This window comes from Spirosoma gilvum, assembly GCF_054776815.1.
The window spans coordinates 237,375-262,092 of record NZ_BAAHBH010000002.1; the positions used below are offsets into that span (position 1 = coordinate 237,375).

Sequence of the window (24,718 nt, forward strand, 5' to 3'; positions counted from 1 at the left end):
CTGAAAGTTTCAGTTCATTACCGTTACCTGCGACCGTTTCTGCATTTCTAACCGTTGCAGCTCCCGGCGTAGCATTTTACCAACCGTACTTTTAGGAATGGCTGTCGTAAACTCAATCTGCTTCGGTAGTTTGTAGGCCGCCAGCCGTTCCTGACAGTAATAGATTACCTCCTCGCTGGTTAGGCTTTGGCCCGGTTTGCAAACGATAAAGGCTTTTATGGTTTCGCCCCGGTAGGTGTCGGGTACGCCAATGCAGCAGGCTTCCAGAATGGCCGGGTGGCTTAGTAGCACATCGTCAATTTCGCGGGGATAGATGTTGTAGCCACCTGCAATGACCATATCTTTCTTCCGGTCGACAATATATACCCAGCCGTCTTCATCGACATAGCCAATGTCGCCCGAATACATCCAGCCATCCCGTAAGACGTCAGACGTGGCTTCTGGTTTGTTCCAGTAACCAGCCATAACCTGCGGCCCCTGAAAACAAATTTCGCCTTCCCGGAAGCTGGGTAACGTTGTTGAGCCGGTTTCTACATCCACAATTTTAACCGAACAGCCAGGTAGTGGCAGACCAACGGAGCCAATTTTAACGGTATCTGTCGACACGGGTGTGCAGGTCGCAAATCCAGATAGTTCGGTCATTCCCCAAACTTCCACCAGCCTTGCCTGTGGGCATTTGCTAACCAGTTGAGGGTAGGTCGAAGGAGCCATCGGAGCTGCTGCCGTAGCCATAATTTTGATATAGGAAAGATCGATCTCGCTCCAGCGCGGGTGATTTAATAAACCAACAAACATAGTCGGAACGGCCGCCAGGATAGTAGGCTTGTCGGTTTCCAGCAGTCGCATGATGCTCTCGGGTTCCGGACGTGGGGCTAAACTGAGCATCGCACCATAGCTTAGGCTGAGTAGCTGCATCCCAATGTAGCCGCCTACGTGAAACATCGGAAAGATAGCCGCCAACCGTTCCTGGCCATCCTGCCAGACTCTTTCCCAATCGTCCCGAACGAGTTGGATATTGCTCGACATGGTGGCATGGGTCAGCATTACGCCCTTGCTCTGGCCCGTTGTTCCACCTGTATACATTAGGGTTGCCAACCCATCCCACTGACTTTGATCGGCAAATGGATGCCCTAATGGATGTTTCTCCTGTAGTTCGCGAAAGCTGAGTACAGAAGTACTGGTTTCAATTGGGTGATACGTGCCAGGTGGTAATGCAGTCGCTGGAACGGGAATCAGATCGTTGATATGACATACAATAATTCGTTTCAGGGGCGCATGAGCAAATACCGCTTTGGCTTTATCGAGTTGCGAATCCAGTACAATCAGTGTTTCGGCTCCGGCATCCGTCAGTTGATAGATCAGTTCAGGCTCTGTATACAAGGGGTTAACCATGACAACCACTGCACCCATTCGAAGAGCTGCATAATTGGCAACGACCGTTTGGGGTAAATTGGGTAACATGATGGCGATCCGATCCCCGGCCTGAATGCCTACATCTGTGAAAGATTGAGCCAGCCGATTCACCAGATCGGAGAGTGCCGTGTAGGTGATTATAAAGCCCATGAAGGATAGAGCGGGCCGGTCGCCGAAGCGCATGTTCGACTGACTCAGAAATTGCGTCAGCGTAGTGGTTTGTACCGTAATAGAGCTTGATTTCGGAAGAGTAGTAGGAGCAGTCATAATCCAGACAGGTATCGAGATGAATGATAATTACCGACTGAGGATGTCAATAACTAGACCGGCTAATGACTGTTGGTCTGTTAGCTGAGCTAGTAACCATTCAAAGCTACTACTGCTGAAAGTGCCTGATGATGAGACTAGATGCTAGGTTGGTTTGGCTTTGTAACTGGCTGAAATTGCTAGAGAAATGGCTGATAACAGTCCGGTTGAAGAAGCTCAAGTCGTTCGGCGCATCGGTTGGGCTTTCCAGTAGGTCAGACTTCGCCACAGCCATTCAAACGGCCCGAAGCGGAAATAACTTAGCCAGATTGGGGAAATGATCAATTGGAAGAGCCATACCCCCGCTACTACGTAATAGAGTTGGTAATACGATAGCTTACCATAATTCCCTAGTCCATAGCCATAAAAGAATAACGTACAGATGATTGACTGGGAGAGGTAATTGGTGAAAGCCATTTGCCCAACAGCGGTTAACGACCGCATCAGCCAGGGCACCAACTGTGATCGATAAATCAGCAGCAACAGGCTGGCGTGCCCAAGTGCGAGTAAGACTCGCCGTATATCATAAAGCTGAAAGGGTATAGTTCGGTACGAATCGACGGTCTGACCAACGTGTACTATCCAGTCCATTTGATTCTGTACGTAAAACCAACTGATTGGTAAACCTACGCCATAACCGATCAGTAAGGTAAGAACGTAAGTCGACGTGGGTAGTTTATTGGAAAAGAACCCCCATTGGAGCAAAGCCATCCCGATAAACATCATCAGGAGCATATCCCATCCGCCAAAATATGTCCCATACGTTTCGCTATTGCCGTTTTGGGGCAGTAAATGGGCAAAGACGGTACCATAGCCAGAGCGCATTTCTTTCAACTCCTTCGCATCCTTTTTAGGGTCTTTTTTGAAGTTCTTTTCAAATTTTTCCCAGGCAGCTTTAGCCTCTTTCTGCTTGTCGGTCGGCTTTTTATGCGCTTTTTCCAACTTTACGGCTTCCAGATAACCCGCCCGATTTTCGCGTAATTCGCCGTACCATAGTTCCGTCCGGAATAGATTAATCCCCATACAGACAACGGCCAGCCCGATCAGCCAAATGGCTTTCGTCCGGCGGAATGGATAGAGTACCATGCCGAGTAGCCCATAAAAGAAGAGAATATCGCCCTGCCAGAGTAGAATATAGGCATTGAACACCCCGAATAATACCAGCCATAACAAGCGTCGGTAATAGTATTCGGCCACGGTTGGCCCGCCTTCGAGTTCTTGCTTATTTTGTGTAAACAGGACCATTCCGGCCCCGAAGAGCATGGAAAACAGAGCCCGCATGGTTCCCTCAAAGGCTGTCCCGACTATGGTATATGCATAGTAATCGCCACTTCCTGGTCTGGTGAAGATGGATGAAAGTGTAGACCAGGACCAGAGAAACCCAAAGCCGGGAATGTTCATCATCAGAATACCCAACAAAGCCAGTCCCCGGATAAGATCGATCGTCTGGATACGATCGGCATTGGCAACGGGTTGTGGTGAATGCTGGCTTACTTCTTCTTGGTAATCGATTGCCGGAGCGTTGATAAGATCAGGAGCCGCGACGTCGGTAGAGAGGTATAGTTTAGGATTGGTTTCCATCAGGTGGTTTAGTTAAGAAAGAAGTGCTTAGGAGAGTGCGGGTAGCGACTGGGCCGTTGGGGCAGCTAAAGCCATTGGCTGGCGCTTGCCATAGGTAAGCGAACGCCAAAGCCATTCCAGCGGGCCAAATCGGAAATAGTGTAGCCAGGCAACGCTAAACACCAGTTGAATCAACCAGATTTCAGCGACAACTAAATAGAGCTGATAATACTTCAGGTCGCCATAATACCCCAGGCCGTAGCCATAAAAGAACAGGGTACACAGCAGAGACTGCATTAGGTAATTTGTAAACGCCATCTGACCTACAGCGCTCAACGCCTTCCATAGCCAGGACCCGATGCCTGATCGATAGAGCAGCAAAATCAGACTGGCCCAGCCAATAGCCGAAAAGATCCGTTCAAACGGCATCACCACATCCGCAAGGGGGACTAAACTGGTGCTGACGTATTTGGTTAAATCGTTGTTTTTCAATTCGTACGAGTGAATCGTGAGCCAGGCCATTGCCTGGCCGATCAACAGCCCACCAATGGCCAACAGTACATACTGCTTCGTACTGAGCTGATTTGAAAAGAAACCCCACTTGAACAACGCCATGCCTAGCAACATCATGGAAACGATATCCCACAGGGCGAACTGGTAGAAAAAGGGCGCTTCCATTCGCTGTATTTCGGGAAGCAGGTGGTTCCAGACGGTTGCGTAATCGGAACGCATGGCGATGATTTTTTCCTTGTCGGCTTTCGGATCGTACTTGCTTCCTTTTACGGCTCCTTCCCAGGCTGCTTTATCGTCTTTCTGTTCGTCGGTCAGTTTAATCTTTTTGGTTTTCTTTTCAAGAGCAACCACTTTTTGGTATTTCTCGTATTTCTCCTTCTGTTCGGTAAACCGCCAATAATGTTTCCCGCTATAGATCAGTCCTGTGAGAATTGCACATACCAATAAAGCACGCGGTGACAATCTGTTGAACGGAAAGAGTAAAATGCCCACAATGCCGTAATGGAACAGAATGTCATAAGGCCATAACAGGACTAATGCGTTGATTAACCCGAAAATTATGAGCCATAGTTGCCGTCGGATAAACAGTTCGGGGGCAGACTTCTCTGATTGTTGCCGACTCTTCGACAGAAACAGGATAATGCCCGCACCAAAGAGCATGGAGAATAAGGCCCGCATTTTATTCTGGAACAAGACGTGAATCAGAATTTGCAGCCAGTAATTACCGCCATGTGGTCCTCGAAGTAGTTGATGAACACTGGCATCCGTAACCCCGAAAAATGGAATATTCATCAATAGAATACCCAGTAGTGCCACGCCCCGCAAGAGGTCAAGCGTCTGAATGCGGCTAACCTGTGCGACAGGTTGTAATAAGGACGAATCCGAAAAGGTGAGCGGTTGTGCCAGCGAGTCCATACAAAAGGGAAAGGAAATAGTAAAGGTAAGGTACTTGATAGCCAGTTAATTAGCAAGTAAGCTGGCTGCCACATAGTAAGGCACTTTATTTTACGGTCATTTCCCTTTCGTTTCGATTGCCTTCTCCCAGCGGCTACAAATCCAGATAATAACGTCTTCGAGCGGGTTCAAACCGTTCGATAGCGTAGCGGAGGGCTGTCCGGGGTATTTGGCGAATATGGTCGTGCAAAAACTCTTCGAGGGCATCAACGTTTCGCTTTCCTACTTCCCGAAGCATCCAGCCGACGGCTTTGTGGATCAAATCATGTTTATGCGGCAAAAGAATTTCGGCAATAGCAAAGGTGTCGCCAAATTGTCCCTTGCGGATGAAAGCAAACGTTGACACAATAGCAATACGCTGACTCCAGAGATGATCCTCCTGCGTCAGATCAAACAGAATTGACCGATCACCTTGCAGAAGCTGCTGGCCAACAATATGGGGGCATGTCACATCCACTAAATCCCAGTTATTGATATATTTCCGGTTGGTCAGGTACCGCTCCAGAATATCCGCGCGCTGTATAGGCCCTGCTTTTTTAAGTTGATAGACCCAAATGAGCAGGCCTATCATGCGGCATTCATGGTAAGGGTCACGGATTAAAAGCTCGGTTTCGTCAGCAGAAAGGGCTTTGAATTGTTTCGCTATGGTATGCTGTTGCGGCATCGACAGACCAAGAAACTGATCGCCTTCGCCATACTGTCCTGGTGCAGTTTTAAAGAATCGTGCTACCAGAACAGCTCGTTCGGGTTGTGCCTGAACTACTATTGCATTCTTTACGGTGGTATAGGTATTGTCCATAGTCAATAAAAAAGCAGAGACCCAGGGGGCCTCTGCTAGTAAGGAGCTTATTGGGCTCCGGTTAGTCGTTTAATTTTGAGCGGACAAAATCCTGCTCGGCCAATAAAGGGATCGAGTAAAGAACCGTTTTATTACGCTCGAAAGCTGGTCGGTCGAGGTCGGCAGCCAGGTACTGATTTTTGACAAACGCATCGACCATTCGCTTGATCAAATCGGTATCATCCGGGCGTTCCTCATCTAACTCCAGAATATCGACATCCGAATCGTCTTTGAAAGGATCGACAAAAACAGGCGGCTCTGGGCGAACGATGGTTGTCCCACCATTATAACCACCCGTAGGCGTATGCATTTCATCGGGCTTTGGATTAGCCGTAGAAACTGGATCAGTGTCCTCATCATCGCTACCAGCCAGGACCAGTTCTTCTTTTTCAGCAGATTCCTGAAGGGCCGTTGCGTCTGGCTGATCACTTACAAGTGCTTCAGGATTGTTGCTATCGTCAGCGACATTTATCTCCGCTTTTTTCTCCTGTTCAGCGGCATCCGCAGAAACCACACCTGCCGGATTGCCGAGTTTATCTAGTAGATCACCCGTTCCGTCGAAGCCAGCCGCGATGATCGTCACCCGCAGTTTTTCACCAAGGTTTTCATCAGTAATGGCACCAAACTTAAACATCTTGGCTTCACTCTGAATCTTCCGGGCAACGTGTTCTGAAATCGCCATTTGCTCTTTCAACTTCATGGCGTGTTCCTTACTCGACGAAATGGTCAGCAGAATCCGTTTGGCTCCACGGATGTCGTGGTCGTTCAAAAGTGGAGAGTTCAGAGCCGCTTCGATAGCCCGGATTGCCCGGTCTTCGCCAGCCGCTTCAGCCGACCCCATGACGGATTGACCAGCGCCTTCCAGCACTTTCTTTACATCGGCAAAGTCAGCGTTGATATCGCCCTGGGTCGTGATGATTTCAGCGATACTTTTTACCGCATTGGCCAATACATCGTCGGCATGCGCGTAGGCTTCCGTCCAGGTAAGTTCGCTGTATAGCTCAGCCAATTTATCGTTCAGTACGACCAGTACAGTATCGCAACTATCTTTCAATCGTTCGATACCTATACGTGCCTGCTCTTTTTTATCGGTACCTTCGTACCAGTAAGGAGCTGTTACGACAGCCACGGTCAGCAAGCCCATCTTCCGGGCTACTTCCGCAACCACTGGAGCTGCTCCTGTACCTGTACCACCGCCCATACCAGCCGTGATGAATACCATCTTGGTAGGTGGAGCCAGCAGATTCTCAACTTCTTCGATACTGGCACGAGCGGCATCTTCACCCGCTTTTGCTTCCGTACCCGCCCCCAATCCGTCGCCCAATTGCAGCTTCGTTTTCACCGGATTACTCATGAGCGCCTGACGGTCCGTATTGCAAACAGCAAAACTGACATCCTGCATCTTCATTTTGTCCATGTGTTTGACGGCATTACCGCCCATGCCGCCCACGCCGACAACCTTGATAATGATCGGGTTATCGTCTGGCATTTCGAATCTATAGCCTTGCGTATTCATCGTGTGGGTTGGGATATCTATTCATTTCTTTACACTTCATATAGCCAATTACCGCAGGTCATATCTGCGCTGCCAGCCCTAATAAGGGTCTGTTTCGTTGCCACGAATAGGGCGTGTTAACTTGCGTAGCCAACCAATAAGTCCTCCTTCGTCTTTTGGTTGTTCGGGTTCGGGTGTTTTATCGGGTACTTTGGGACCACCTCGTCCACCATGTGACGTACCATAGCTGCCTGTTGTATTGTGCCCATTCGTGCTGGCATGTCCACCCGTTGTTCCCGTATGGTTATGGGTGTGAATAGGCTGGCTGTCTTCTTCTTTAATGGCCCGATTAGGGTCTGTAATGAAGGAGATACGGTTGTCGATTGTTTTGTACCCTGCCCAGACCAGCCCTACGGCGGTAGCATGAGCGGGGTCACCTACCAGATCGGCTCGTCCATTGGGCTCCAGATGTTCAGGATACCCAACACGCACTTCTTCAATGCCGGTGACTCGTCCAAAAATCTGCTCTACACCCGGAATTAGTGCGGAACCACCGGTAAGCACAATACCGCCCAGTAGTTTACCGTCGTAACCCGATCGCATAATTTCGGCCTGTACCAAAGCGGCTATTTCCCGTAGCCGATCTTCAATAATGACGGCCACATTTTTCAGCAGCACATCTTTAGGCTTGCGATTGCTCAGCCCCGGTACAGCTACCACTTCGTTCAGGTTGTACTCGCCAGGATTTGCATTCCCGAATTTCTTTTTCAACAGTTCAGCCTGATTTGGCAGAATTTTGCAACCCGCCTGAATATCTGAGGTGAGGCTGTTACCGGCCCACGGAAAGACAGCCACATGGCGTAGCACGTTCCGGTAGTAGATGGCCATTTCGGTAGTGCCACCGCCAATATCGACTAAAGCTACCCCTGCGTATTTTTCTTCATCAGTCAACACCGCCAGCCCCGACGCCAATGCCGAAAGCATCATGGTATCCTGGGCCAGATTGTTGCGGGTAATGCATTTGCGAATGTTCCGAGCAGCGTTGGCCTGGGCGGTAATAAGCTGAAAATCAGCACCGAGTTTGACACCGTTTCGGCCAACAGGCTGATTGATGTTCGTTTCCGTATCGACCACAAAATCCATCGGCAGCACGTGAATAATTTCCTTGTCGGCCGGAATGGACGTGCGATACATGTCATTCAGCAAATGGTCGATGTCTTCAACCTGCACTTCGTCGCCCGAAGAAGAGCGCGTAATGCTCCCGCTCGATTTGACGGAGGTGACATGTGATCCACTGAAGCTAACGTTGACTAAATGAATATCCAGATTCGATTGATTGGAAGCCTCATGAATAGCCCGTCGAATGGCATTGACCGTATTATTAACGTTGACGACCGAACCTTTGGCAACGCCATCGGTCAGATTGGTTTCGCCTACGCCTAGCACTTCGAGCGTTTCCTGTTCTTTATTATTTCGGATCAATCGCCCGGCCACGGCGCAGACTTTGGTGCTGCCGATGTCCAGACCTACTACAATTTTCTCGTCCATGCCCGTCTTTGTCATTCGCAAACTATTTGATTTCGGTACTCAACGTTTATCCGGCTGTAACGATCCCAGCCTTTTGCGGGTAAAACGTCGGTATAGACTATTTTTAATTTTCTAAATTTAGCATCTAATTCGGTGGGCGGCCCAAATTCTATTTTATGGTTACCCATTTGTGGCCACATTGTTACCTCGCCCTGCTCATCAACAGATAACTCAGCAATCTGTGCCCGCCAAAGTGGGTCATTCTGGATTCGTTTTAATAAGTCCAGCAGTGGTCGGTTACGCTCACTCGCCAGCGAACGGTTCTGGGCAAAGTAATTGCCGGTTAGAACCGGAACCCGAGCTGAGTAGTTCATGGAAATCGGGAAAAAACGTCCTTCTTCACTGATGTACTGTCCTGAAACGGGTCGAATGCCGTCGCCACTGATCATTAATCGAGCTAGAGGTCTGGGCTGTTCAATCACGACGAGCAGGTCCCCATGCAGGTCACGCGAAATCTGACAATTTTTTACCAATCCATGTTGTTTCAACCGTTTTTCCAGTTGCTGCAAATCTACTTCGGCATAATTTCTGCCAGTGATTGGATCAGCACCCCCGTTTGTCAGGTATCCCATTACATCGCGTCGGGTCAGAAAACGATGATCATCAATCGGATCAATTTGAATAATAACGTTCCGAACGCTTTTCTGCCCGTGTTTAATTTCCGTAAATGCAATGAGCCCAAACAGACTGAGAAGCCCTCCGACGGCCAACAACCACTTTTTGGATGATTTAAAGGTAGAAAACATCTGTAAATAAGCTCAATTGTTTCTCCAATAATTTTATCTATTGGTTGCTTAGAGTAGATTTTAATGCCGGAAGCAGTTGATCAATGTCACCGGCCCCTACGGTTACAAGTAAGGAAGGCTTCATTTTTCGCACAACGTCGAGCAATTCATCTTTGGTGCATTGTTGTTTGGTTTTCGAGTGTACGTTCCGAAAAATCAAGTCAGCGCTTACACCTTCTATCGGTAATTCACGAGCCGGATAAATGTCTAGCAGAATAACATGATCGGCTAACGACAAACTTTCTGCAAACCCATCCGCAAAGTCACGGGTGCGGCTGAACAGGTGCGGCTGAAACGCAACAGTCACTTCCCGATCGGGATACAGCGCCTTTACCGACGATAGAAAGGCTTTTACCTCGGCTGGGTGATGCGCGTAATCATCGATCAATATCGCTTTATCTGTTTTAAGGATGTATTCGAACCGCCGACGGACGCCTTTGTACGTTGATAGGGCAGAACGGATGGCTTCCGGCGATACACCTACCTCCAACGCCACTGCACCTGCTGCCACTGCATTTTCCACATTGTGAAATCCAGGAACCATCATCTGAATATCAGTAATAGTCCCAGTGGGATGAACAAGATCGAAGATGAAAGCGCCCTGATCGATACGGAGATTTTGGCTATGATAGTTGCCGGTTTCCAGAGAATACTGTCGAACGGATGCTTTTGTTTTGTCGGCCAGCGACAATCCTTGTTTCATAAACAGGACGCCATCCGTTTTGATCTGACTAACGTACATGCCAAACGATTCAAGCACAGCCTCATGCGCACCGTAAATATCCAGGTGGTCGGCATCGGTTGAGGTAACGATGGCATACGTTGGAAACAGGGTTAAAAACGACCGGTCAAACTCATCGGCTTCAACCACACAGATTACCGAGCGAAGGTCGTCGGCAGGCTCATTGAGTAAGAAATTCGTGCCATAATTAGCCGTAATACCCCCCAGAAAAGCCGCACAGTTCACGCCCGAGCTACGCAGGATATGCGTAACCATCGACGAAGTAGTTGTTTTTCCATGCGTACCCGCTACGCCAATCGTGGTCATTTGCCCAGCTAGCAAGCCTAATACCTGCGAGCGTTTTTGTAAAGTAAACCCTTTGTCAGTCAGATAGATATACTCCAGATGCGTTTTAGGAACAGCAGGGGTATAAATAATCAGTGTTTGACTCGGATTCTCTCGGAAAGTAACCGGTATCTGCTCGACATCTTCGGTAAAATGAATTGCGATGCCTTCAGCCTGTAAAGCATCGGTCAATGCCGTTGGTGTCCGGTCATATCCAGCTACTGTGTACCCGTTGATACGAAACCAACGCGCCAGGGCGCTCATACCAATCCCACCGATACCGAGGAAATAAATGTATTTGAATTGATCTAAAGTCATTTTTTTTCAGAAGGGAGGAAGGGGCTTGTCAATCTTTTCTCCTTTCTCCCTTTTCCTTATTTCGTTAATTGAATTACTTCATTTGCAATGTCGCGGGCGGCATTGGGTTTGGCTAATGTTTTTATTTGTGTCCGCAACTGAGTTTGTTGAATCGGGTCGTTCAATAGACTCAAGGCGGCCGAAACGAGTTCTTCGCGAGCCGCTTTATCGGTAACCAGTAAGGCAGCCTTATTCTCGACCAGACTCATCGCGTTTTTGGTTTGATGGTCTTCGGCAGCTGCCGGAAAAGGCACCAGAATTGCCGGACGACCTACCAAACATAATTCCGATACGGACAAAGCTCCCGCCCGCGACACGACAACATCGGCAACGGCGTAGGCTTTATCCATCTCGTAAATGAAATCGTAGGCGTTGATCAAAGGCGAACCGATTGCGGCAACGGCTGCTTTGGCTCGCTCAATAAATCCCGGCCCTGTTTGCCAGACCACCTGCACACCGGCATCTACAAAACGCTGTAAGCCAGCCTCTATACTCTCATTAATGGTTCGTGCGCCCTGACTACCGCCAATAATTAGCAAGGTTGGGCGAGTCGATTCCAGATCGAACAGCTTTCGTCCGGCTTCAATTTGCTGATCGGCAAACTGAATATCACTCCGCACCGGGTTGCCGGTCAACTTCAGCTTTTCGGCCGGAAAGAACGCTTCCATGCCCGGATAAGCAACACAGATCCGTTTAGCCCAGCGGGCCAGTGCTTTGTTGGTCAGACCAGCATATGAGTTTTGTTCCTGAATGAGAGTGGGCACTCCTTTGAGGGAAGCCGCTAAAAGCAATGGCCCACTGGCATATCCACCTACACCCACGGCTGCATCGGGCTGGAAGTCACGAACAATCTGTTGGGCACGTAAGAAGCTTCTGCCTAGTTTAATCGGAAAGCTAAGGTTTGCTAAAGTAAGCTCGCGCTTAATGCCAACAACGGGCAGCCCAACTATTTGATAGCCAGCGCGGGGCACTTTTTCCATTTCCATTTTACCTTCGGCACCCACAAACAGAATTTCAGTAGCGGGGTCGATGGCCTTTAGTTCGTTGGCAATGGCAATGGCCGGGTAAATATGCCCGCCAGTTCCACCCCCACTGATGATTACTTTCATGCACTGATTTACGATATGCGAAGTACGACGTACGAATTACAATTTAGTGACTACTAGTACTGTTTGCGTCCGCCAAATCGTAATTCGTACGTCGCAATCCGTAATTAAATTTTACTTTCGTCAGCTTCGTCACGGCTGACGCTGAGGACAATACCAATCGCTAAGCCTGTAAATATGAGTGATGTGCCACCCATACTCAATAAGGGTAGGGGCTGACCCGTCACAGGGGCCATGCCGATAGCCACACAAATACTTGCAAAGGCCTGAAAAACAATACTAAACGTCAGCCCGGCCGACAACAACCCTCCAAACGGCCGGGTGGCCTTTTGCAGCGTTTTCATACCTCGCCATAAAAACCATAGATACGCTAATACAACAGGGATGCCGCCTAGTATGAGACCGTACTCTTCAACGATAATAGCGTAAATGAAATCGGAGAATGGATTCGGTAAGGTGTTTCGCTGATGGCTATTCCCTGGTCCCTGACCGGTTAATCCACCGTTGGCCAGGGCAATGTAAGACTGCTCAACCTGATAAACGATGGTGTCGGAATTGGAAAAGCTTTTGATTCGGTTGACAGCAGTTCCTAGTCGTTGCCCGGCCGCTAAACCTATACCACCAAACAAGACGCAGACGGCGATCATATACCCCAGATAGCGAACCGGCACCCGCCCGATGTACATCAGCAGAAAACAGGTGGCTCCCAGCAAAAGCGCCGTCGATGTATTCGACAGAATGATCAATGAACAGATAAGGCCAATCCAGAGAATAAGATTAAACAATACTGTCGGGTCGTTCATGAACCGCTGCCGCTTGGCCAGCATAGCCGCCAGATTAGAGATAAGCGCCAGTTTGGCCAAATCGGACGGCTGGAAAGTCTGATTGATGATCGGGATGGTAACCCAGCGCGATGCATCATTCAGGGTTGAACCTTTGAAGAAAGCCCATATCAGGAGTGGGACGGACAGCCACAGCCCGTATTTCGACAGACGCGCGTAATACACGTAGTTGATCTTGTGTGCAAAATACGTGCAGGCTAGCCCAATCAGCAGCAGCGAGCCGTGTTTGAGCAGAAAGATCTCCGTATTGCCGTCGAGTTCCCGGAAGGCTTTCGTGCCAGTTGCACTATAAACAACCAGAACGCTCATGATTGATAAATACAGGACAATCCACCAGATTTGGCGGTCACCTTTCAGATGTGTACGAATCCATTCACGCAGGGCCATAGGTTTTTAATGATGAATGATGAATGATAAATGATGAATAGTTGCCAGCAGGGCATTCATCATTCATCATTCATCATTAGGGTTTTAACGGCGGCTTTGAACTGATTGCCGCGATCCTCATAATTCTTAAACAGATCAAAACTGGCACAGGCAGGCGATAGAAGGACTACTTCGCCGGGCTGTGCCAACTCCAGTCCTTTTGCTACCGCGTCCGTAACGGATTGAGTTTCATATAGTACAGGAATTTTCTGGCCGAAATAATCAACCAGCTTATGATTATCAACGCCCAGACAAATCAGTGCTTTTACTTTTTGATGCACTAATTCATCTACTTGGCTATAGTCGTTTCCTTTGTCTAACCCGCCAGCTATCCAGACAGTCGGGGTATTCATGCTCGATAGCGCGTAGAAAACCGAATCGACATTGGTTGCTTTCGAGTCATTGATAAACTGCACGCCATTGATTAACCCGGCCGGTTCAAGCCGATGGGCCGCATTCTGAAACGTTTTTAGCCCCTGCTCGAGCGCTTCATTCGAGACCCCAACCGATTGTGCAGCCAGTATGGCCGATAGCATATTGATGGCGTTATGAGGACCGCGCAAAGGCGTTTCTGCCTGAGCAATGGCAAACGAAGCATCTTTATTAACCGCAATCAATTGGCCATTTTCCAGATAACCACCGGGAGCAACAACCGTTTCTATTGAAACCGGTAATCGATTAACTAGCGGATTTCGCTTCTCCAGCTCGTTCAGAATCGGCTGACTTTCAGCAAAGAAGATAAAATCATCGCCGGGTCGGGCATTACGGAGAATACGGAATTTTGAGTCGACGTAATTCTGAAAGTTATACCCGTACCGGTCAAGGTGATCGGGGGTGATGTTGAGCAGTACCATAACGTCGAGACGGGTAGTGTACATGTCGTCGAGCTGGAAGCTGCTTAATTCAAGCACAAAATAGTCGAAGCGGTCGGTAATAACCTGTTCGGCAAAACTATCGCCTATGTTACCGGCCAGCCCCACATTAAAACCAGCGGTTTTGAGTAGATGATAGGTCAATAGCGTCGTGGTCGTTTTGCCGTTGCTCCCGGTAATTCCAATCAATTTGGCGCGAGTGTAACGTGCCGCAAATTCAATTTCTGAAATGATGGGCGTTCCCTGGGCCCGCAACTGTTGCACTAATGGCGCTGTCTCGGGTATTCCCGGGCTTTTTATGACCTCGGTCGCATCCAGAATTTGATCTCCTGAATGTTGGCCTTCTTCAAATGGAATTTTCGCCGTTTGAAGTGTGGTTCGGTAACTTTCCTTAAGGGCTCCTCTATCCGACAGAAAGACCTGAAAGCCTTTGGCTTGTGCTAGCAAAGCAGCGCCTACACCGCTTTCGCCCCCCCCTAAAATGACGATCTTTTGCACTGACATACTATATACTTACACTTAGCAAAGTAACACATAAATGAAAAAGCCCCGGCTATGGTCCAGGGCTTTTCAGATAAATTTCTTAGCAAAACTTATTATTTAGCATCCATCGATTTTGATACCCGTGCACGATTCGCCAGTTTGACAATCAGAAATACGACCCAGGCGATGATTAAGAATTGTATAACTGTATTCAGAAAATTACCATACCGTATAGCTACTTCAGGGGTAGTGCCGACGGCTTCTTTCAGGACAATTTTTAACTGACTAAAATCAACGCCACCCAGCACCAGGCCAAGAATTGGGTTGATGATGTCTTCGACCAGTGAGGTAGTAATTTTACCAAAAGCCGCGCCGATAATGACGCCAACAGCCAGGTCAAGTACGTTACCCTGTGCAATGAAAGTTTTAAATTCATTTAGCATAATGATTCAGTTTAGGGTTAGACATATACCACTTGTTAATTGGTAAGTAAAGTAGACAATTGTTAGCTTAAGTCAAAACCGTCCCGGTAACGCATCTCCTGCTTTTAAGGAGTCTTTTTTCTTTTTGAACGAACTGATATTGTATACGAGTCCGATGGCCAGTGTTTGTTGAATTTGTAAGCTTGAGCTAAAGTCTTTGTTGTAAAGCGCAATCAGTCCGAAAGTGGTGCTGATGTATTTACTGGCTTTTGCTGTAAGAATCAGATCAAACCGATGGTTGATATTGTCCAGACGTGAATACTCAGTGAAGAGTTGATAGCGTGTATTGATCGATATGTTTTCAGTCAGGTTTTTATTCAATACAGCCTGCAACTGGAAGGCTAGCCATTCGGTTCGGCTACTTTTGCCAGGCCCAACTCCATAAACTGTTTGCGTCGGGTCGTAGACAAAGGTTCCGTCGGCCTGTTCACGTACCCGTACGCTTTGGTCGGCCAGAAAAGTAAATCGGGGAGCAATTGGGCTCATGCGAAGGGCAAACCAGTCGTTGGGCCGATACGCGATCCCGAAAGCAGTGGTAAGTTGAGCAGGGGCAAAAAAGTTGGAAACTTTCAGCCGAGTCTGATCAGCGGGTAGTTTGTCGTAGCGATAGCCAGGCGCAAAAAACGTATTGAACGTGCCAGAAACAAACAGATCCCATTTAGGGGCAATTTGATGACCCAGTACCGAAATCACGATGATCTGATCGGCAGCTTTACGCGTATTCCCTAATTGCGTAACGTAACCTAACTGTAAATCGGCGGTATTGTCCCAGGAGGTTTTGCCTTTTTCGTAAAGAGCACGAGCCGCGACCACACCCCCGATTGCAACCGAATTAACACCTCCTCCCGACCAGTTACTAAACGATGCCTGGTTGAAGTTGACACCGCCACTAAACGATTTTTGCCAATAAGATGTATCAGGCTTGATGGCAACGGTATCTTTGAAGTTCGTTGTAACTCGTACGGAATCAGTCGGTACAATTTTTGGGGTCTCCTGTGCCATGGCCTGATTAATACAGATCAGACCAATCAGCACGTAGAATAGACTTCTTTTCATAACCTGCTATTAAAATTCAGCGATTATCACTCGGCACTTTGGGACGTGGCCTGGCTATTAAACACTTCTACCTTTTTCATTTGTAAGGTTTGCAGCGGGACTACTGTCGTTGTTTCGCCCGTGCGAAGGGTTAAGGATAGGTTATCGACCTTAATGATTTCGCCTTTGGCATCATCGATCCGAATAATCTGCCCTTCCTTGTATTTATTCTTGGTGTAAAATGATGAGATAATATTAGCCATCAGATCGCGGGAAGCGATGCCATACCCGATGGCAAAGGCGAAAATGACCCCGCCAATGATGAGATTGAAGCTGGATTCGAGCAGTTCAGTATTGATACCTGCCTGCCCCAACGCACTAATGACTGTGATAATGAGGAAGAATACGAATACAATCATGCTCAACAGGCGACCTGAAGCGATGTTGAACGATTGACATACGTTGATAACAGCCCCGCGTAAGGTATCGGCAATCAATACACCTACCTGTAACATGATGGCTGCTACAATTAGCTTGGGAATAAAGTTTACCAACGATGATACCATCTCGGTAATAGCCGCTACGCCTAATGTTTCGGTAGCGGCCGTTATAAACATCAGCAGAATGTAGTAGTAAAGAACTTTGGCGATGATTTCGCTTAGTTTAATTTCAGTTTTGAGCTGCTTTATAATACTAATTTCATTAAGCCGATTACCAATTTTATCAAACCCTACTCTATCCAACACGCGCTGAATGATAAAGGCCACTAGACGAGCCACACCAAGGCCAATTAGCAGTATTATCATTGTGCCAAATAGACGCGGCACAAACTCGACGAATTGATTGATCAGGTTTTGAAAAGTATTACGTACTACTTCTGCAAGGTTAGGTAGTTGGTTCATACGGTACGAGTTGTGTCGTCTGGGGTTAAGTGAGGTGGATTCGCCAGAGCCGAGGCCAACGCAAATAAGTCACCAACGTAGAGCTCTACAAGGGTAATCGCATTGCGAATTAGATCGATCTCAGAGACTAGCTCTGTTTTTAGATTCGGCGGGCAGACGTCATCTGGCTCAAGTTGTTTGAATGGATTTGTATTTTCCATAATGGCGGATTAACGAAAAGGCCAACGAATAGAGAGTATCATTTTGATGGCTAGCAGCAGCCAGAATACAACGCCTTCGAGGTAGTGTTTACGAAGCTTATCTCGCGAGCGTTTTAGTCGCATTTTTACGGCGCTTTCGGTCAGCCCATTGATGTTGGCAATATCCCGAATGCTGATATCGTCCTGATACTTCATCAGAAGCATCGACTGTTCTTCGGGAGCAAGTTGGTGCAAAGCGCGCTCAAGTTGTTTGGCCTCCATTTCGGCTAATTCGCCCAAATCGTCGTCTGTTCCTACATCAAGTCGTTCCCAACCATCCTCCATATACACTTCTTTACGCATATTCTGCGACCGAATCTGATCGGTGCAATAGTTATACGTAATGGAATATAGCCAGGTCGAGAATTTAGCCTGTTCCCGAAAGCTGCCCAGTTTAATGACCAATTTTAGGAAGATGTCGTGCGTTAAATCCTCAGCCCGCACAGGATCTTTCGTGAATGATAAACACTTACGGTATACCTTATCACAGTAACGTTCATATAATCGTTCAAAATAGGCGTTTCGCTGCGTGTCGACATATAGCCGAACCAGCTCTTCGTCCGAATACTGCTCCATTTTATGTGGTAGTGGCTGTTATGACCAGAAAGTGTTGTAAAAGTAACTCACCCCAACTATCAATATTAGTAAAAATAACTGCTAGGAACTGATTAGTTCAAAAGATTAACCAAATAAGATTTCTTTATGAATATATGTGTATATAAAACGATTGTTTCTTTATATATTACTGGGCCATGGCATTGCTATGAATTCGTTTCTTCCTGATAATATTGACGCAGTCGATCACGTGACCGCTTCAACCGCATCTTTACAGCATTCTCAGTCAAGGAATAGTGAAAAGCCAATTCCCGAATGCTCATATCTTCCTGATATTTCTTTTGGATTAAATGCTGTTCGAGGGGAGCTAACCGAAGAATTGCCTGTTGGATTTGGTCAATGACTGATTCATCATAATAAGCTGTTTCATCTTGCTCAGCATTAGATAGGGTATCGCAATCATCGAGAGGTAATGTCGGCTGACGAGATTTGAGTTGGCGGAGTTGATCGGCGCAGTAATTATAGGTAATGGAATAGAGCCAAGTCGAAAATTTGGCTTCGTGTTTATACCCTTCGAGTTTGTGCAATAAACGTAAAAATATATCCTGCGTCAGATCGTCAGCCTGTAGTTTATCATTGGTGAAGTAAAGGCATTTACGATACACTTTACCGCAATACCGTTTGTACAACTGTTCAAAATAGTTTTGTTGTCCAGTGGAAAGAAAATTTCTAACTAATTCTTCGTCTGTACTTTGCTTGTTCATGACCAGGTTAAGGATGGTGGTAGACAATAGGCTGCGGACAAAGTACCTGGTTTTTGACACTGTCTCAAAGGTGGGTTGCAGTCAATGTAGTCTATGATGTGCTTTTGATGTAGTTTTTGGGTATAGTAAAGCACGGAAGAAATGCATAAGAACCAAAAATGTTACATTTATCAACTAGCGTTACCGCTATTAACTACTGTATATCAGTAGGTTATGTAGGTAGTAAATAAAAATACCCGGCCTAATGACCGGGTATTTTTAGCGTATTTAGCGTAAAGCAGGATTTACTCCTCAACTATATTAACCAATAGCTACTCGTTTGAAAGCAGATACGGTTAGGCCTTTGCTGGTTTTATCCAGAAGCTGAGAAATGGTAATCGAAGGATCTTTTACGAACTCCTGGTTAAGCAGCGTATTGTCTTTATAGAACTTGTTCAGCTTACCCATGGCAATTTTTTCAAGCATAGCTTCGGGTTTTCCTTCAGCACGAGCCTGCTCTTTACCGATTTCGATTTCACGCTGAACGATTGTAGCGTCAACGCCATCTTTGTCCAGAGCAACCGGTTTCATAGCTGCAATTTGCATAGCTACGTCACGGCCAACTTCGCTAACATCCGTACCGTTCGTATTGGTCAGGCCAACCAGAACGCCCAGTTTGCCGTTCGAGTGGATGTAAGAAACAACTTTATCGGCCGAAACGGTCTCAAAGGAGGCTACATCGATTTTTTCACCGATTTTGCCCATCAGGTCAGTGATATGATCTTGTAACGAACGACCATCTGCCTGTGGAGTTGCCAACAACGTAGCTTTATCAGCAGCATCCGTTGTTACGGCAGTACTCATAACTGCCATCGCCAGGTTCTGGAAATCAGCTACCTTCGATACAGGTTCTGTTTCGCAGGCCAGCGCGATTACTTTACCTGACTTGCCATCGGTGCTAACATGGGCTAGTACTATACCTTCGGCAGTAGTGTTATCGGCCCGCTTGTCGGCTATTTTCTGACCCTGCTTCCGCAGAATCTCTTTTGCTTTTTCAAAATCGCCATCGGCTTCAGTAAGGGCTTTTTTACAGTCCATCATACCGGCTCCGGTCTCTTGCCGAAGTTTGTTTACGTCAGCAGCGGTAATTGCCATAATAAAAAGTTGTTAGTAAGTTAAATTACCAAACGTTATTTGGTGGTCAATGAATTGGCTATTGAAATGGAATAGCCCATAGCGTGGCTACGGGCTATATTTTTGAGTTATAAAGTTTTATGGTTGTAGAGTTATAAAGTTGAAGTTGGTTTAAAACTTTATAACTCTACAACCATAAAACTTTATAACTCATTTTATGCTTCCTGCCCGTCTTCAGCAACGGGAGCTGCGTTCGTTTCAGCTTCAGGCTGGGTTTCTCCTTCGGCACGAGCCTGAGCAAGGTCTTCAGCCCGTTTGGCTTCTTCCTCTTCCTGACTGCGCTGATCGTCCTTGTCCTGCTTCCGTTCCATCAGCCCTTCTTCGATCGCTTTACCTATGGCCAGCGTGATCAGAGCAATTGCTTTATAAGCATCATCATTAGCTGGGATAGCGAAGTCAACCGATTCAGGGTTCGAGTTGGTATCGCACATAGCAAATACCGGAATACCCAGGCGGTGAGCTTCAGCTACGGCAATGTGTTCGCGTTTTACGTCGACAATGAACAGAGCGGCTGGCAAACGGGTCAGATCGGCAATACCGCCCAATACACGCTCCAGTTTCTCTTTGTCACGCATCCGGGTCAAACGCTCCCGCTTCGCAATGCCTTTGACGGTCTCCTCGTCTTTCAGCATTTTGTCCAGCGTTTGCATTTTTTTCAGCGACTTCCGAATCGTAGCAAAGTTGGTCAGCATACCACCCTGCCAGCGATCAGTTACGTATGGCATTTTCAGGCGACGAGCTTCTTCCGAAACAATTTCCTGAGCCTGTTTTTTGGTCGCTACGAACAACACTTTCCGGCCCGAACGAACAATGCCACGGATGGCGTTGCAAGCTTCATCGAGCGAGGCTAATGTTTTATTGAGATCAATAATGTGGATGCCGTTCTTCTCCATGAAGATATACGGAGCCATCCGGGGGTCCCACTTACGCGTCAGGTGACCAAAGTGCACACCAGCGTCGAGGAGATCTTTATATTCGATTTGTGCCATTTCTTAAAATGAACAATAAAAAATGAATAAGTTGAAAATACGCAGCACCGCGCATCGGCATCATCTAAGCGCAGTCTGGACTATGTTGCATAGGGGTAAGGGCGTGGGGCGATGGGTAAATCCCCTTTGCCAATAGCCCGATGCCCTCTGCAAATTAACGTTTCGAGAACTGGAACCGACGACGTGCCTTCCGACGACCGTACTTCTTCCGCTCAACCATACGCGAATCCCGGGTAAGGAATCCTTCTTTTTTGAGGGCTGGACGGAATTCAGCGTTCAATTCGACAAGGGCGCGGGCAATGGCCATGCGGGTTGCTTCTGCCTGACCAGCTACACCTCCACCACGAACGTTTACTTTAACATCGTAGCCACCTACGCCATTAACTGTAGCGAAGGGTTGGTTCAGAATGATTTGCAGGACTTCGGTCGGAAAATATTGCTTGTAATCTTTTCCGTTTACCGAGATGGCTCCGCTGCCCGCCGACAGGTAGATCCGTGAGATGGCAGTTTTACGGCGGCCAATGGTATTAATACGATCCATTATGACTTAGAATTTAACTGCTTTGGGTTGCTGAGCCTCGTGCGGGTGTTGGTCACCAGCGTAAACATACAGGTTGGTGTACAACCGCCGACCAAGCCGGTTTTTCGGCAACATGCCCTTCACAGCATGTTCGATGATGCGCTGGGGTTGTTTTTCGAGCAACAACCGGGGCGATGCGAACCGTTGACCACCGGGGTATCCTGTGTGGCGAACGTAAACTTTGTCGGTCATCTTAGAGCCCGTCAGGCGCACCTTTTCGGCATTGATGACGATCACATTATCTCCGCAGTCAACATGCGGGGTGAAGTTAGTTTTGTGTTTGCCGCGGATCAGGCGTGCGATTTGGCTGGCCAACCGACCGAGCACTTCGCCCTGAGCGTCAACCACAATCCATTCCTTCTGCACCGTTTCTTTGTTGGCAGAGATGGTTTTGTAACTGAGCGTATTCACTTTATGGAGACTAATTGGTTGATTTCTAACGATTTGCCTAAAAATAAAGCACTCCCGCTTCAAAACGGGAGTGCAAATATAGGAGATATAAGGCTGAAAAACAAGGCTCTGCAAAGAATTCGTATTAACGTAACTTCAACGTTGCCAGAGCCATTACTGCTAGAATAATTCCGACGATCCAGAAACGGGTTACCAGCTTGGCTTCATGATAGCCTTTTTTCTGAAAATGGTGGTGAAGTGGCGACATCAGGAATATTCGCCTGCCTTCGCCGTATTTGCGTTTTGTGTATTTAAAATAGCTGACTTGTGTGATGACGGACACAAGCTCAACCAGGAAGATACCACAGATGACTGGAATCATCAGTTCTTTTCGTATGGCCAGAAACAACACGGCAATAACTCCTCCAAGCATCAAACTGCCTGTATCGCCCATAAATACCTGAGCCGGATAGGAGTTGTACCACAGAAATCCGACACACGCTCCCACAAAAGCCGCACAGAAGATTACCAGCTCGCCAGCGTTGGGAATGTACATAATGTTAAGGTATTGGGAGAAAACTTTATTGCCTGATAAATAGGCTAGTACACCAATTGTAAGTCCAATAATGACAGATGTACCTGCCGCTAATCCGTCGATTCCGTCGGTGATGTTAGCGCCATTGGAAACGGCAGTAATGATGAAAATACAGACAATCACATAAATGATCCAGGTATAATCATCAGGCAATAAACCAAACAGCAGCGAACTGTAGTCGAACTCGTTATTCTTGACAAATGGAACTGTTGTCAGGGTTGATTTAATGTCGGTATATACATCGGGAACGTTCGATGTACTCAGCAGACGGGGAGCATACTTCCGGATTTTGACATACTGGTTAAAATAGAGTGTCAGGCCGACAATCAACCCTAAACCAATTTGCCCAACGACCTTAAACTTGCCCTGTAACCCTTCCTTGTTCTTTTTAAAGACTTTGATATAGTCGTCTAAAAAGCCAATCATGCCCGTCCAAACCGTCGATACAAGAGCTAGTACAACATAGACGTTGGAAAGTTTTGAGAACAGCAGCGCCGGAATCAGCAGGGAGGCCAAAATGATAAAACCGCCCATGGTGGGAGTGCCTCGTTTCTGCATCTGCCCTTCCAGACCCAGATCGCGAATCGATTCGCCAATCTGCAGATTGCGAAGGGTATCGATAATCCGGCGTCCGAAAATGGCAGCGATCAGCAGCGAGGTTACTACAGCCCCTAACGCCCGAAACGAAATATATTGAAAAACCCCGGCACCCGGAAAGTTATAGCGTTCGTCCAGAAACTGAAAAAGATAATAGAGCATAAAACTGAATGAGTGAATGAGTGAATGAGCGAATGAGTGAATAGCTGGCGCAGATATATTCAGCCGGATGGTATTCACTCATTCGCTCATTCACTCATTCAAAATTATACATGTGCCAAAGTTACAGATTTCCGCGTTCTGCGAAAGCGTCCCGTAAGACGGCCCGATCGTCGAAATCGTATTTGATACCTTTAATTTCCTGGTAGGTTTCGTGACCTTTGCCCGCTACCAGAATAATATCGTGTGGGTGAGCGATAGATACAGCTTGCCGAATGGCTTCATGCCGATCTTCAATGGTTGTCGTTTTTTTGTAGTCAACAGGTGGAACGCCAGCCTGCATCTGTTCCAGAATAACCATCGGGTCTTCGTTGCGTGGATTGTCCGACGTCAGAATCACCCGGTTACTGAACCGACAGGCAATTTCGGCCATGATGGGTCGCTTGGCGGCATCCCGATTGCCCCCACAGCCAACTATCGTGATAATTTGCGGCAGGCGTCCCTGTTCATTCGTCTGCCGTAGCCCGTTGATGGTTTCCAGCACATTCTGAAGCGCATCGGGTGTATGGGCGTAATCGACAATGCCAACAATTTTATCGTCCGATACAACTTGCTCAAAGCGTCCGGGAGGAGGGGTAATACCCGAAAGTAAGGTCAGTACTTCGGCTGGATCTTCGCCTAATAATACAGCCGCTCCATAAACACTCAGTAAATTGTAGGCATTGAATCGACCGATCAGCTTGAACCAAACTTCGTGGCCATCAAGCTGCATATGTAAGCCAAATAGGCTATCAGCAATGACTTTTCCTTTAAATGTAGCCAGGGTTTTCAGTGAGTAGGTTTCTTTGCGGGCGGCCGTATTCTGGAGCATTACCAGACCGCGTTTATCATCCACATTGGTCAGGGCAAAGGCCGAAGCCGGAAGCTGATCGAAGAAGCCCTTTTTGGCTCGTATGTAATTGTCGAAGGTGCCGTGAAAATCGAGATGGTCGTGGGTGATATTGGTAAAAATAGCCCCTGAGAACGTAAGGCCAGCGATTCGCTCCTGCACGACCGCATGGGAACTAACTTCCATAAAGACATGGGTACACCCATGCGCCAGCATATTCGTCAGTAACTGGTTGATCGTAATCGCATCGGGAGTCGTATGGGTAGTTGGAATTACCTCATCATCGATCTGGTTTTGTACCGTCGATAACAAGCCGCAGCGATAGCCTAAGGCACGAAACAGACGGAAAAGCAGGGTCGCGACGGACGTTTTGCCATTCGTACCCGTTACACCCACTAGCTTTAATTTCTGTGAAGGATGCTCATAGAAATTAGCCGCTATCAAACCCATTGAGCGGGCAGAGTCCTGCACCTGAACATAGGTAACATCTGCCGATAAATCACTGGGAAGTTCTTTGCATAAAATAGCCGCAGCACCCTGTTTTACAGCCGTTTCGATATATTTATGCCCATCCGTTACGGTTCCCCGAACAGCAATGAACAGACTACCCGACCCCACTTTGCGGGAATCCATGGTGAGGGCTGTGACATCCGCTTCCATGCTGCCCGATGTAGCCAGCAGCGGAATTTTATAGAGAAGGTTTTTGAGTTGCATACCTTTAAACGATGCCTAATCTCGTTTTATGGCTGCAAAAAAACGGATTGAG

Annotated in this window: 22 protein-coding genes; all 22 read right to left on the reverse strand. The window is 47.5% G+C overall.

Features of this window, described 5'->3' with window-relative positions; translation table 11 throughout:
- Positions 1–9: 9 nt before the first annotated feature.
- The gene (locus ACYVFD_RS05830) at positions 10–1,680 is read right to left on the reverse strand and encodes an AMP-binding protein (RefSeq protein ID WP_461088833.1); all 1,671 of its coding nucleotides are present in this window, start codon (positions 1,678–1,680) and stop codon (positions 10–12) included.
- A gap of 216 nt (positions 1,681–1,896) precedes the next feature.
- A complete protein-coding gene (locus ACYVFD_RS05835; protein WP_461088834.1) occupies positions 1,897–3,300 on the reverse strand; it encodes a DUF418 domain-containing protein in 1,404 nt (467 codons plus the stop codon).
- A gap of 27 nt (positions 3,301–3,327) precedes the next feature.
- Positions 3,328–4,707 carry a DUF418 domain-containing protein gene (locus tag ACYVFD_RS05840; protein WP_461088835.1) on the reverse strand — a complete coding sequence of 460 codons (1,380 nt, stop codon included), beginning with the start codon at positions 4,705–4,707 and terminating at the stop codon, positions 3,328–3,330.
- Positions 4,708–4,840: 133 nt separating this feature from the next.
- Positions 4,841–5,545, reverse strand: a complete 705-nt coding sequence (locus ACYVFD_RS05845; protein WP_461088836.1) for a DNA alkylation repair protein — start codon at positions 5,543–5,545, stop codon at positions 4,841–4,843.
- A gap of 61 nt (positions 5,546–5,606) precedes the next feature.
- On the reverse strand, positions 5,607–7,100 hold the full coding sequence (gene ftsZ / locus ACYVFD_RS05850) for a cell division protein FtsZ (protein ID WP_461088837.1): 1,494 nt from the start codon (positions 7,098–7,100) through the stop codon (positions 5,607–5,609).
- 78 nt (positions 7,101–7,178) lie between these two features.
- Positions 7,179–8,642 (reverse strand): cell division protein FtsA, encoded by a 1,464-nt coding sequence (gene ftsA / locus ACYVFD_RS05855; RefSeq protein ID WP_461088838.1) that lies wholly within the window; start codon positions 8,640–8,642, stop codon positions 7,179–7,181.
- Positions 8,639–9,412 (reverse strand): cell division protein FtsQ/DivIB, encoded by a 774-nt coding sequence (locus ACYVFD_RS05860; protein WP_461088839.1) that lies wholly within the window; start codon positions 9,410–9,412, stop codon positions 8,639–8,641. Before ACYVFD_RS05860 ends, ftsA begins: the two co-directional genes overlap by 4 nt.
- Before the next feature lie 37 nt (positions 9,413–9,449).
- On the reverse strand, positions 9,450–10,835 hold the full coding sequence (gene murC, locus ACYVFD_RS05865; protein ID WP_461088840.1) for a UDP-N-acetylmuramate--L-alanine ligase: 1,386 nt from the start codon (positions 10,833–10,835) through the stop codon (positions 9,450–9,452).
- Between the two features lie 56 nt (positions 10,836–10,891).
- A complete protein-coding gene (gene murG / locus ACYVFD_RS05870; protein ID WP_461088841.1) occupies positions 10,892–11,983 on the reverse strand; it encodes an undecaprenyldiphospho-muramoylpentapeptide beta-N-acetylglucosaminyltransferase in 1,092 nt (363 codons plus the stop codon).
- Between the two features lie 104 nt (positions 11,984–12,087).
- Positions 12,088–13,209: an FtsW/RodA/SpoVE family cell cycle protein gene (locus tag ACYVFD_RS05875; protein WP_461088843.1), complete on the reverse strand. Its 1,122-nt coding sequence runs from the start codon at positions 13,207–13,209 to the stop codon at positions 12,088–12,090.
- A gap of 59 nt (positions 13,210–13,268) precedes the next feature.
- A complete protein-coding gene (gene murD, locus ACYVFD_RS05880) occupies positions 13,269–14,624 on the reverse strand; it encodes a UDP-N-acetylmuramoyl-L-alanine--D-glutamate ligase (RefSeq protein WP_461088844.1) in 1,356 nt (451 codons plus the stop codon).
- 92 nt (positions 14,625–14,716) lie between these two features.
- Entirely contained in the window at positions 14,717–15,046 is a 330-nt protein-coding gene (gene mscL / locus ACYVFD_RS05885; RefSeq protein WP_461088845.1) for a large-conductance mechanosensitive channel protein MscL, read from the reverse strand.
- 72 nt (positions 15,047–15,118) lie between these two features.
- Complete coding sequence (locus ACYVFD_RS05890) at positions 15,119–16,141, reverse strand: DUF3078 domain-containing protein (protein WP_461088846.1); 1,023 nt, start codon at positions 16,139–16,141, stop codon at positions 15,119–15,121.
- Between the two features lie 26 nt (positions 16,142–16,167).
- The gene (locus ACYVFD_RS05895) at positions 16,168–17,022 is read right to left on the reverse strand and encodes a mechanosensitive ion channel family protein (RefSeq protein WP_461088848.1); all 855 of its coding nucleotides are present in this window, start codon (positions 17,020–17,022) and stop codon (positions 16,168–16,170) included.
- A gap of 209 nt (positions 17,023–17,231) precedes the next feature.
- Positions 17,232–17,837 (reverse strand): RNA polymerase sigma factor, encoded by a 606-nt coding sequence (locus tag ACYVFD_RS05900; RefSeq protein WP_461088849.1) that lies wholly within the window; start codon positions 17,835–17,837, stop codon positions 17,232–17,234.
- A 185-nt stretch (positions 17,838–18,022) separates the two neighbouring features.
- Entirely contained in the window at positions 18,023–18,580 is a 558-nt protein-coding gene (locus ACYVFD_RS05905) for an RNA polymerase sigma factor (RefSeq protein WP_461088850.1), read from the reverse strand.
- 300 nt (positions 18,581–18,880) lie between these two features.
- Entirely contained in the window at positions 18,881–19,714 is an 834-nt protein-coding gene (tsf, locus tag ACYVFD_RS05910) for a translation elongation factor Ts (RefSeq protein WP_461088851.1), read from the reverse strand.
- A 194-nt stretch (positions 19,715–19,908) separates the two neighbouring features.
- The gene (rpsB, locus tag ACYVFD_RS05915) at positions 19,909–20,742 is read right to left on the reverse strand and encodes a 30S ribosomal protein S2 (protein WP_461088852.1); all 834 of its coding nucleotides are present in this window, start codon (positions 20,740–20,742) and stop codon (positions 19,909–19,911) included.
- A 154-nt stretch (positions 20,743–20,896) separates the two neighbouring features.
- Positions 20,897–21,283: a 30S ribosomal protein S9 gene (gene rpsI / locus ACYVFD_RS05920; RefSeq protein WP_293682523.1), complete on the reverse strand. Its 387-nt coding sequence runs from the start codon at positions 21,281–21,283 to the stop codon at positions 20,897–20,899.
- 6 nt (positions 21,284–21,289) lie between these two features.
- Positions 21,290–21,733 (reverse strand): 50S ribosomal protein L13, encoded by a 444-nt coding sequence (gene rplM, locus ACYVFD_RS05925; RefSeq protein ID WP_461088853.1) that lies wholly within the window; start codon positions 21,731–21,733, stop codon positions 21,290–21,292.
- 124 nt (positions 21,734–21,857) lie between these two features.
- Entirely contained in the window at positions 21,858–23,066 is a 1,209-nt protein-coding gene (gene mraY / locus ACYVFD_RS05930) for a phospho-N-acetylmuramoyl-pentapeptide-transferase (protein ID WP_461088854.1), read from the reverse strand.
- Positions 23,067–23,187: 121 nt separating this feature from the next.
- A complete protein-coding gene (locus ACYVFD_RS05935; protein WP_461088855.1) occupies positions 23,188–24,666 on the reverse strand; it encodes a UDP-N-acetylmuramoyl-L-alanyl-D-glutamate--2,6-diaminopimelate ligase in 1,479 nt (492 codons plus the stop codon).
- Positions 24,667–24,718 lie beyond the last annotated feature (52 nt).